Raw genomic sequence first — 10331 nt, 5'->3', positions numbered from 1 at the left:
CATGCACGAGCACTGCCGGATCTGCGCCGAGGCGTGCCGCCGCTGCGAGCGGGCCTGCAACGAACTCCTCGCCACCCTCTGACGGCGACCGGCGACCAGCAACCGGCGACCGGTCACCGGGGCGGCCGGCGGCGCGCACCGGTGCGCCGCCCGGCCGTACGCCGCCCGGGCCGGCCGCGTCACGGCAGGGTGAGGATGCGGGGGCCCTCCTCGGTGACGGCGACGGTGTGCTCGAAGTGGGCGGCGCGGCTGCCGTCGACGGTGCGCAGCGTCCAGCCGTCGGCGTCCGTGCGGTAGTCGTCGCGCCCGCCCGCCATGAGCATCGGCTCGATGGCGATGGTCAGGCCGTGGCGCAGGGGGAAGCCGCGGCCGGGACGGCCCCGGTTGGGGACGGGAGGGTCCTCGTGCATACGGCGGCCGATGCCGTGGCCGCCGAAGTCCCTGGGCATGCCGCAGCCGGCCGACCGGGCGACGGCGCCGACGGCGTGGGAGACGTCGCCCATGCGGTTGCCGACGGTGGCCGCGGCGATGCCGGCGTCCAGGGCCTCCCGGGTGGCCTTGACCAGGGCCAGGTCGGCGGGGCGGGGAGTGCCGACGATGAAGCTGACGGCGGCGTCGCCGGTCCAGCCTTCCAGCTCCGCGCCGCAGTCGATGCTGACCAGGTCGCCGTCGCGCAGGCGGTAGCCGTCGGGGATGCCGTGCACGACGGCGTCGTTGACCGACGCGCAGATCACCGCGGGGAAGGGGGTGGGGGCGAAGGAGGGCCGGTAGCCCAGGAAGGGGGAGCGCGCCCCGGCCTCGGCCAGGACGGCGCGGGCCACCTCGTCCAGCTCCCGCAGGGACACCCCGACGCCCGCCGCGTCCTGGACGGCGGCCAGCGCACGGGCCACGACGCGCCCGGCCTCCCGCATGGCCTCCAGGGCCCCGTCGGTCTTGATCTCCACCATGTCCGTACTCTCCCCGCTCCACTCGACCGGAACCAATTCTTATACCGGTATTAGTATCACGGGCATGGTGAGGACTCCTCTGACCCCGTGGGAACGCCGTCGCGGGGAGCGGCTGGGCGCGCTGCTGCGCCGGGCCCGCGGCGAACGCAGCATGGTGGAGGTCGCCGCGGCGGCCGGGGTGTCGGCGGAGACGCTGCGGAAGATCGAGACCGGCCGGGCGCCGACCCCGGCCTTCTTCACGGTGGCGGCCCTGGCCGCCGTGCTGGGGGTGTCCCTGGACGAACTGGCAACCGTCTGCGGACAGGACGCCGCCGGCCACGACGAGCACGACGGGCACGCGCTGTCGGCGTGAGACCGGCCGGGCCCGCGCCCGCGGCGGAGCCTCCCACCGCGGCGTTCCGCCACCCGGCGGCCGGGGCGCGACGGCGGAGGCGCCCGGCGGGAAAACCGGAGGACCCGGCGGACGGCGCCCTGTGAGGATGTGCCGCATGAGCGATCTGTGGACGGTGGCGCCCCTGTCCGTCGGGCACCCCGAGTCGGCCGCCCTGCTGCGCGCGTACTACGAGGACATCGTCAGCCGCTACCACGGACGCCCGGTCACGGACGCGGAGATCGACCGGGTGCTCGCCGAGGAACCCAGCGACGACCTCACCGCCCCCACCGGCCACTTCCTGGTCGGGTGGTTCGGCGGACGGCCCGCCGGGTGCGTGGGCCTGCGCGTCCTGGACCCCGCCACCGCCGAGCTGACCCGGCTGTTCGTACGTCCCGGGGCGCGGGGCACCGGCGGGGGAGGACGGTTGCTGGCGGCGGCCGAGCGCGCCGCCCGCGAAGTCATCGGCGCACGGGCGATCCGCCTGGACACCCGCGGCGACCTGGTCGAGGCCCGCGCCCTCTACGTGCGGCACGGCTACGCGGAGATCCCGGACTACAACGGCTCGCAGTACGCCGACCACTGGTTCGAGAAGAGCCTCGTCCGGCCGGGGTGACCGGCGGTTCCCGCGGCGGTCATCGGTGGCCCCCGGAGGAGGGGCGCGGTCGTCCGGACGCCTCCCCACCCGCGCTCCTGCCGCCGCGGACCGCTGCCGTGCGGCCCGTACGGGTCCAGCAGCCGGGTGCGGGCGCTCCGCAACCGGTGCGCGACGACCCCGGCCGCCTCCAGGGGACCGCGCGCCCCGGCACCGGATCGGCCTCGCACGGCTCCCGCACCCGGGCGGCGTCGAACTCCACCGCCCGCACCGGGCTGAGCGCCTCGGCGCCCAGGTGCCGGGCGCAGGGCGGGAAGAGCCGCGACCACCCCAGCAGATCACCGGGCGAGAGGGTCTCGACGACGGCCGCGCTGCGACCGGGCACGTGCGGGTCGAGTGCGACCGAGCCGGTCCGGATCATCCGGAACCGGCCGGCGTGACGACCCTCCTCGAAGATGCGGGCGCCGGCGGGGAAGGACACCTCGCGGGCGCGCTCCATCAGCCGCTCGCGCCCCTCCGGGGGCAGGGCGGCGAACAGGTTCGTGGGGTGGGGATCATGGCCGGCCTCCCGTCCGGAGGAGGAGTGTGCGCGTGGGGCGTCCGTGTCCCGCCCGGGTGCCGCGACGGTCCGTCACCACTTCCTCGACCCGGCCGGGAGACGGGGCCTCACCGCCGTCACCGCCGTCGTCGGGCGGTCCGCCGTGCCGGGACAGGGGCCGGACGGGGCCCGGAAGCGGGACCTTCGGCCCCCCGGCCCGGACCTGTGGACCCCGACCGCGGTACCACCCGGGACGGAGGTGATGTGCCCGGACGGCGGGCGGTACGCGCCCGGCCCGGGCCGGACGGCCCGCACGCCGGGACCTGTGACCCCTGCCGTTCCCGGGTACCCGGAGCGACCGTGAGGACAGCGCGGCAGGGAGCCGCCCCGGTTGTGGAGGTGTGTGATGGTGCGTACGGTCACCGTGGGCGTGGACGGCTCGGGCGAGAGCCTGGCAGCGGCCGACTGGGCGGCCCGGGAGGCGCTGCGGCGCGAGGTGCCGCTGCGCCTGGTGCACGTGCGGGAGCCCGACCCCGCCTCTCCCGCCGGTGCCTACGCCGACGCCGGGACCCGGGACCACTGGGCCCGGCGGATCCCGCGGGACGCGGCGTCCGGCCTGGCCGAACGGTATCCGCACCTGGAACTCACCGCCGAGCAGGTCACCGGTCACGCGGCCGACGTGCTGACCGACCTCGGCAAGGAAGCGGAACTGCTGGTCATCGGCACCCGGGGCCTGGGCGTCGTGGCCGGCTTCCTGGTCGGCTCCGTCGCCCTGACCACCGTGGCCCACGTCCCGTGCCCGGTCGTCCTGGTGCGGGCCGGGACCACCGAGGAGGACGCGCGCAGGCAGCCGGCCGGGGACCCCGCGACCCCGGGCCCGTACCGCGACGTCGTCCTGGGCGCGGAGCTGTACCGGCCGTGCGACGAGCTCTTCGCCTTCGCCTTCGAGGCCGCCGCCCGGCGCGGCGCGCCGCTGCGGGTCGTCCACGCCTGGAACCCGCCGCTGGTCTACGGCATCGACCCCATCGCCGTCGACACCGGTCTGGCCACCGAGCTGGCCGAGGAGAGCGCCCGGGCCCTGAAGGACGCGCTGCGCCCCTGGCGCGGCAAGTACCCCGAGGTCGAGGTGAACGCGCAGGCCCTGGTGGGCAGGCCCGCCCGCCACCTGCTGGAGGCCGCCTCCGACGCCTCCCTGGTGGTCGTCGGCCGCCGCAACCGCCGCTCGCCGCTGGGCTTCCACCTCGGGCCGGTCACCCATGCGGTGATGCACCACTCCACCGCGCCCGTCGCGGTCGTCCCGTACGACTGACGCCGCGTCCGCCGCCCGCGTCCGCCGCCCGGGGCCGGAGGCGGCGGATGCGGCGCACGCGCCGGGCGCGTCAGGGCGTGAACGTCTCCAGGTGGTCGACGACCACGAAGCGCGTCCGGGGGCTCGCCGCCGCCACCGCCTCCCGCAGGCCCGTCAACCCGCCCCAGTCCACGGCGGGTTCGTCCAGCGGCTCGTCGAAGTCGTCCCAGTGGGTGGGGACGACGTACGGCGGGTGGTCCAGGCAGGACAGCAGCCGCGGCACGTAGTCGTGCACGGTGGAACCGCCGGGCTGGATCATCGCCAGGTCCGGCGCCAGTCCGGCCAGATCGGCGGCGCTGAAGTTGGACCCGCCGAAGTTCACCACGGTGAAGCCGGTGGCGTCGCTGGTGACGGCGTAGGCCAGGGTCTCGCCCTCGACCAGGTCGGCGATGGTCTGCGGGCGGGACGGCGGACCGCCGGGCCGGGTGCCGGGGAAGGGGACCCGGGCCCGCGGACCGGGCATGGAGTGCAGGGAGCGCAGCACCCGGATCGAGTACCCCGGGAACTGGAGGTGTTCGCCGCCGCGCACCACGGAGAGCTGGTCCCCGGGCGCGTCCAGGGCGAGCAGCAGGTTGGCGTGGCTCTCGGTGCCGAAGACGGTGGCGCCGGTGGTGGCCGCCAGGTGGGGGACGTCGGGCAGGTGGTCGTAGTGGCCGTGGGTGACCAGGATCTGGTCGGCGCGCAACCGGTGGCGGTCGATGGCGTCCTTGTCGACGACCAGCTTCGTTCCGGGGTCGGCGCCCTTCTCGGTGTAGGTGCCGGTGCGGAAGCGGGTCAGCCAGGGGTCGATGAGCACGGTGGCCGGTTCGGCGCCGGGGCGCGCCACGCGGATCTCCCAGCCGTTGTTGCCGAGCCAGCGCAGCCGTATGCCGGACTTCCCCGGCCCGGAGCGCGTCGGGCGCGCCCGGGCCGAACTCGTCGTGGCCGCCGCGGTCGTGACCGCGGCGACGGCGGTCAGACCGGCCGCCGAGGCGCCGAGCAGGCCCCGGCGCGACAGGCCGGGGGAGCCGGATGAGTCGGAGGAACGGGAAGGTCTGAGAGGACGGTTCATGCGGGGCATCAGAGCACGGCAGCCGGCGGGCCGTCCAAGATCGGAAAGTGCCCGCGGCGATATCGGAACCGATATCGTCCCTGCGTGGACCTGTTACGGCACCTGCGCTACTTCCGGGCCGTCGCCGAGGAACTGCACTTCGGACGGGCGGCCGAACGGCTCGGCATGGCCCAGCCGCCGCTGAGCCAGCGCATCCGGGGCCTGGAGGAGGAACTCGGCGCGCGGCTGTTCGACCGCTCCTCGCGCGGCGTACGGCTGACCGCCGCGGGCGAGGTGCTGCTGGCCGAGTCGGAGGAGCTGCTGGCCCGGGTGGAACGCGCCCGGACGCTGGTCGCCCGCGCCCACCGCGGCGAGCACGGCACCCTGCGGATCGGCGTACCGCCGGAGCTGCCCGGAAGCGTGCTGGCCCGCGTCCTCACCGCCTTCGCCGCCGAGGCCCCCGGCGTACAGGTGGAGCCGCGCGTGTTCAGCACCGCCGAGCAGGTGGGACTGCTGGCCGAGCGGGAGCTGGACGCGGGTTTCCTCCAGCACCCGGTGGAACCGGCCGGGCTGGTCGGCGAACCGGCCACCGACCTGCCGCTGGGGGTCGTCCTGCCCCGCGACTCCCCGCTCGCCGGGACGGGCCCGCTGACCCTGGCCTCGCTCCGCGGCAGCCCCCTGGTGATCTTCCCCCGGCAGGCCGCGCCGGGGCTGTACGACGCCACCCTCGGCGCCTGCCGCGCACAGGGCTACCACCCGCCCCGGGTGGTCCACGCCGGAAGTCCCGAGGTGGTGATGGGCCTGGTGATCGCCGGGCGCGGGATCGCCCTGGCGCACGCCGCCGTCGCCCGGAAGGAGCCCCGGGTGCTGTGGCGTCCGCTCGCCGCGGAGGCGCTCGCGTGGCCCGTCTCCTTCGTGTACCCCGCCGCCGCGCCGCACCCGGCCGCCCGCCGTCTGGCGCCCACCGCCACGGCGGTGCTGCGCGCGGAGGCCGAGGCGGAACCCCCGGGGCCGCTGGGCCCCGCCGGCGCCGCGGACCCGGGCGCGGCGCCGCGCCCCTGGGACGTCGTCTACGCGGTGCGGCGCGGGGACGGCGGCTGACCGCAGCAGCCGCGCAGCTCCTCCACCGCCGTCCGGCCCGCCGCCCCGATCGCCGCGTCCAGGTCCGGGCGCCGCTCGCCGAGGTCCCGGACTTCCGCGAACACGGCGACCGCATGGCGCCCGCCGTCCGGATGGCGGACGACGCCGATCTCGTTCCGCACGCCGGGCAGGGTGCCCGACTTGGCCGCGACGGCGACCTCGCCGGGGAAGGCCGCCGCCAGCCGGTGCCAGCTCACCTGACCCGCCATCAGGGACCTGACCAGCGCACAGGCCGCCGGGGGACCGGCGCGGTCGGTCCAGATCAGGGCGAGCAGCCGGGTCATGTCCCGGGCGGTGCCGCTGTTCGTCCTGCGCGGGTCCATGGTGGGCAGGGCCCGTATCCGCTCCGGGGAGAGCGCCGGATAGACGGCGGCGAACGAGGCCGGGTCGGTGGCGCCGACGTCCCGCAGCACGTCCTCCAGCAGGGTGCGGGGCGATCCGGCGATGCGCGTGCTGTCCAGCCCCAGCTCCTTGACCAGCAGCCGCACGGTGTCCACGCCCACCCGCCGGAACAGCAGGTCCGCCGCGGTGTTGTCGCTGACCGACAGGGCGAACCGGGCCAGGTCCCGCAGGCTCATCTCCACGTCGTCCAGGCACCCGGCCGTCCCCGTCCCGCCCAGCCGGTCCGTCTGCCGCACCACCACCCGCTCGGCCGGGTCCAGTTGTCCGTACGCCGCCTGCCGGGCGAACTCCAGCACCAGCGGCACCTTGACGACCGAGGCCAGCACCACCGGTTCGTCCGCCCCGGTCCCCGTCTGGTGCCCGCAGTCCACGCAGCGCGCGTGCAGCCGCACCCGTGCGCCCAGGGCGGCGAACTCCCTCTCCACCTCCGCCATGCCCGTCATGCGGCCATCCTGCCGCACCCGCGGTCCCGGCCGTGCGGGCGCGGGCCGTGCACCGCCGGCCCGGCCAGGCCCGGCGCCTCGGCCTCCACCGTCCGGACCGCGGCCCGGTTGTCGTCTCCGTTGTCGTTGTCGTGCCCGAAGGGTTCCCGGGTGCAGAGGGCGACGGACGGCCCGCGGGAGACCGCCCGCGCCCGGACGCGGGCCGTGCGGCGGGTCCGGGCCCTGCTGGGGGAGACCTGCGCCGAGGACCTGCGGCCGACGCGCTCGCGGCCGCCGCCGGCCGTACCGCCGCCGCGGCCGGCTTCACCGACCAGGGCCATCTGCGCCGCTGGTTCGTGCGCTGCTCCGGCATCGCACCGGGGCCTTCCAGCGGGCGGGCGCGGACGCGCGGTGAACGGCGGGACGTCCCGCCCTACTCCCCGCGGAGGGGGACGGCGACGACCTGGTCCGCGTCCTCGTAGACGATCCGCCCCGGATTCCACGACCGCACGCACCGGCACTCGACGCCGTGGGCGGCGAGGATCTCCAGGTAGCCGTCCACGCGCTCGATCAGGTGCCGGGCCGAGGACTTGAACCACGCCACCGCCCCCGGGTTCAGCACGGGGTCGTAGACCGAGGGGTCGACGTCGGAGGGATTGGTGAAACTGGCGTGGTACCAGGCGTTGTTCACCTGCCGGAAGCGCTCCTGCTCAGCGGTCAGCCGGCCCTCCCGGGCCAGGTTGTTGACCAGGGCGAACACCCCGGGGTAGCTGTCCCGCCCGGTCCGGTCCGTCCCCTGGAACCTCACGTACGGCGCCTCGCCCACGCCCGCTCCTCCCCACCGCTCCTCCGGTCGGCCGCCGACGGTACCCCGCCGAGGGAGGCGCCGGAAGGACGGACCGGAAGGAGGCACCGGAAGGACGGACCGGAAAGGCACCGGAAAGGCACCGGAGGAGGGATCAGGAAGCGGCCCCGGGAAGGTCCTGCTCGACCCACACGACCTTGCCGCCGGGGGTACGGCACGAACCCCAGTTGCGGCTGAGCATGTTGACCAGTTGCAGCCCGCGCCCGCCCTCGTCGCTCAGTTCCGCGCGCTGGATCTGGGGCAGGTCGGGACCGGTGTCGGAGACCTCCAGCGTCAGCCGCTCGTGCCGCAGCAGACGGAGCTGCCCGGGCCCGCCGCCGTACCGCAGGGCGTTGCCGACCAGCTCGCTGACGACCAGCTCGGCGACATCGGCCAGTTCGGTCAGGCCCCAGCGGGCGAGCCGCTCGGTGACCAGCTCGCGGGCGACGGCGGCGGCGGTGCCGTCCGGCGGCAGCGACCACACGCACAGGTCGGTGGCGGACGGCAGCCGCCGGCCGGCGGCCACCAGCAGGACGGACTCGTCGAAGCGCTCCGCGTCCCCCAGCGGGATCGCGGCCGGATCGCGGGAGTCCAGCAGCCGGTCCACCATCTCGGGCGCGGCCGCGAGGAGCTGCCGCAGCCGGACGTCCAGGTCGTCCTCGCGCGTCTTGACCAGGCCGTCGGTGTACAGCATCAGCCGGCTCCCGGCGGGCACCGGCACGGTGACGGGGTCGTAGGGGATCACCCCGGCACCCAGGGGCGCCCCGACGGGCACCTCCACGTGGGAGGCGGTGCCGTCGGCGGCCACCAGTAGGGGCGGCAGGTGCCCCGCGCCGGCGATGGTGCAGCTCTCCGTGGCCGGGTCGTAGACGGCGCACAGGCAGGTGGCGACCTGGTCGTCCTCCAGGTCGCGGGCGGCCAGGTCCAGCCGGGCCAGGACGCGGTCGGGGGCGATGTCCAGCGCCAGGAGCGCGCGGCCGACCGTGCGCAGCCGCCCCATCGTGGCCGCGGCCGGCAGCCCGTGACCCATGACGTCCCCCACCACGAGGGCGGTCCTCCCGCAGGGCAGGGCCACCACGTCGAACCAGTCGCCGCCCACCCCGCCCGGGTCGGAGCCCGGCGTGTAGTGGGTGAAGACCTCCAGGCCCGGGGTCTTGGGCACGGCCCGGGGGAGCAGGCTGCGCTGGAGGGAGAGGACGTGCTCGCGCTCGCGCCCGTAGAGGCGGGCGTTGTCGATGAAGACGGCCGCCTTGGAGGCGAGCTGCATCGCCAGTTCGACGTCGGAGCGGGTGAAGGGGGGACTGCCGGCGGCGCGGATGAAGTCGGCGACCCCGAGCAGCACGCCGCGGGCGGTCAGCGGCACGGCCAGGTAGCTGTGGACGCCCGCCGCGCGCAGCTTGGCCGCCGCGCTCGGGGAGGGCGCCACCCGCTCGTAGTCGCCGCGCCGCAACCGGCTGATGAGCACCGGCTCCCGGGCCAGCAGGCAGTGGAGCGAGAGGACGGTGTGGGGGTGGACGGAGGGCTCGCCGACCCCGTCGGGCTCCAGCTCCTCCAGCTCCCTGATGGAGGAGACCGCGACGGCCCTGGTGGCCGGCGGCTCCGCGGCCGTCCCCCGGGCGCCGTCCTCCCCGCGCAGGACGGACTCCAGCAGATCGACGGCCGCGCCGTCGGCCAGGCGGGGAACGGCGAAGTCGGCCAGCTCCCGGGCGGTCCTCTCCAGGTCGAGCGTCGTCCCGATCATGGTGCTCGCCCGGTTGAGCCAGGTCAGGTGCGCGCGGGAGGTGCGCGGGCGGACGAGCGAGCCGGTCGCGCGGCGCAGCAGCACGGGCATCCGGCCGCTCCACCGGAACCGCTCTCGGTCGCCGTTGCCGTTCGCTGTCACGGCTCTCCCCACTCGTGGCCCGACCCACTGGCGTCCCACCAGTCTTCCAGGCTTCGGGCGGCGGTGTACCAGCGGGCGGGGGACGGACCGAAGGAGGCGCCGGACGCGGGCCCCGGCTCAGCGGGGCCGGAGCGGGCGCACGATCATCACGTGCGGCCGCCAGCCGGGGTACGGCTCCATCCGTCCGACCGGCTCGAACCCGTACGTGGCGTAGGTGGCGAGCACGACGTCGTTGTCCGCGGCCACCAGCGCCGCGGCCCGCTCCTCCGTGCGCTCGGCGACGAACGCCTCGAAGAGCCGGTGGCCGATGCGGCGGCGCCGCCACGCAGGGCGCACCAGCAGCTCGCACACGCCGACCGTGCGGCCCGGGTACTCGCGGGTGAACTCCGGGCCGGGGTCGGGGGTCAGTCCGTCCCACCAGAGCGAGTCGGGAGGCAGGGTGTAGCCGTAGACGAAGCCGGCCACCTCGTCGCCGGCCGCGCCGTCCAGCGCGGCCGTCAGCAGGAAACCGGGCCGCTCGCAGTGGCGCAGCAGCCGCTCCGAGACGGGCGGGTCGCTGTGGTCCTTCAGGCCGAGCGCCCCGGCGTACACCTCCTCGTGGACCGCCGCCCACCGGCCGGTGTCGGCGGCGACGTCGGCCGCGCCGAAGTGCCGGATGACCGGGGCCGCCGCCTGGGCCGCCGCCGGGGCGGGCGGCGGCACGGTGGCCGTGGTCGTGGAACGCGCGGCTGGACCGGGCACGAGATCCCCCTGGTGGTCGGCACGGCGGGGCCACCGGACCGTCCGGCGGCCGTCGGTTAGGTGAGGCTTGCC

Annotated in this window: 12 protein-coding genes and 1 pseudogene; 5 read left to right on the top strand and 8 right to left on the bottom strand. The window is 76.2% G+C overall.

All coding sequences use genetic code 11. The features are described 5' to 3' along the window. Positions 1 to 82: four-helix bundle copper-binding protein (locus tag VE546_RS03190; RefSeq protein WP_324917934.1), on the top strand; the 82-nt coding region annotated here is incomplete at its 5' end. Positions 83 to 179: 97 nt separating this feature from the next. On the opposite strand, the gene map is transcribed toward VE546_RS03190, so the two are convergent. Further along, on the bottom strand, positions 180 to 947 hold the full coding sequence (gene map / locus VE546_RS03185; protein WP_324917925.1) for a type I methionyl aminopeptidase: 768 nt from the start codon (positions 945 to 947) through the stop codon (positions 180 to 182). 64 nt (positions 948 to 1011) lie between these two features. On the opposite strand from map, the gene VE546_RS03180 reads away from it, so the two are divergent. After that, entirely contained in the window at positions 1012 to 1299 is a 288-nt protein-coding gene (locus tag VE546_RS03180; protein ID WP_324917922.1) for a helix-turn-helix transcriptional regulator, read from the top strand. 136 nt (positions 1300 to 1435) lie between these two features. Continuing rightward, positions 1436 to 1933, top strand: a complete 498-nt coding sequence (locus VE546_RS03175; RefSeq protein WP_324917919.1) for a GNAT family N-acetyltransferase — start codon at positions 1436 to 1438, stop codon at positions 1931 to 1933. Positions 1934 to 2022: 89 nt separating this feature from the next. Here VE546_RS03175 and VE546_RS03170 read toward each other — a convergent pair. Then, a pseudogene (locus tag VE546_RS03170) lies at positions 2023 to 2411 on the bottom strand (cyclic nucleotide-binding domain-containing protein); the annotation flags it as partial. 445 nt (positions 2412 to 2856) lie between these two features. On the opposite strand from VE546_RS03170, the gene VE546_RS03165 reads away from it, so the two are divergent. Continuing rightward, positions 2857 to 3759 (top strand): universal stress protein, encoded by a 903-nt coding sequence (locus tag VE546_RS03165; RefSeq protein ID WP_324917916.1) that lies wholly within the window; start codon positions 2857 to 2859, stop codon positions 3757 to 3759. Between the two features lie 70 nt (positions 3760 to 3829). On the opposite strand, the gene VE546_RS03160 is transcribed toward VE546_RS03165, so the two are convergent. Further along, entirely contained in the window at positions 3830 to 4849 is a 1020-nt protein-coding gene (locus tag VE546_RS03160; protein ID WP_324917914.1) for an MBL fold metallo-hydrolase, read from the bottom strand. An 84-nt stretch (positions 4850 to 4933) separates the two neighbouring features. Between VE546_RS03160 and VE546_RS03155 the strand changes: the two genes are divergently transcribed. Further along, positions 4934 to 5929 (top strand): LysR family transcriptional regulator, encoded by a 996-nt coding sequence (locus VE546_RS03155; RefSeq protein WP_324917911.1) that lies wholly within the window; start codon positions 4934 to 4936, stop codon positions 5927 to 5929. Here VE546_RS03155 and VE546_RS03150 read toward each other — a convergent pair. The 5 genes from VE546_RS03150 to VE546_RS03130 all read right to left on the bottom strand — a co-directional run bounded on the left by VE546_RS03150 (position 5899) and on the right by VE546_RS03130 (position 10259). Beyond that, positions 5899 to 6804, bottom strand: coding sequence for a serine hydrolase (locus VE546_RS03150; protein ID WP_324917931.1), 906 nt, complete (start codon positions 6802 to 6804; stop codon positions 5899 to 5901). The two genes, VE546_RS03155 and VE546_RS03150, sit on opposite strands and share 31 nt — an antisense overlap. A gap of 5 nt (positions 6805 to 6809) precedes the next feature. Next, complete coding sequence (locus tag VE546_RS03145; protein ID WP_324917908.1) at positions 6810 to 7133, bottom strand: hypothetical protein; 324 nt, start codon at positions 7131 to 7133, stop codon at positions 6810 to 6812. A gap of 92 nt (positions 7134 to 7225) precedes the next feature. Then, entirely contained in the window at positions 7226 to 7618 is a 393-nt protein-coding gene (locus tag VE546_RS03140; protein ID WP_324917905.1) for a hypothetical protein, read from the bottom strand. Between the two features lie 133 nt (positions 7619 to 7751). Further along, a complete protein-coding gene (locus tag VE546_RS03135) occupies positions 7752 to 9467 on the bottom strand; it encodes an ATP-binding SpoIIE family protein phosphatase (RefSeq protein ID WP_324917928.1) in 1716 nt (571 codons plus the stop codon). Between the two features lie 168 nt (positions 9468 to 9635). Beyond that, positions 9636 to 10259 carry a GNAT family N-acetyltransferase gene (locus VE546_RS03130; protein ID WP_324917902.1) on the bottom strand — a complete coding sequence of 208 codons (624 nt, stop codon included), beginning with the start codon at positions 10257 to 10259 and terminating at the stop codon, positions 9636 to 9638. Positions 10260 to 10331: the final 72 nt, after the last annotated feature.

It is taken from the genome of Streptomyces sp. (assembly GCF_035644915.1).
Classification (GTDB): Bacteria; Actinomycetota; Actinomycetes; order Streptomycetales; family Streptomycetaceae; genus Streptomyces.
Note: the sequence above shows the minus strand (reverse complement) of the source record. Positions and strands in the feature narration are given on the sequence as shown.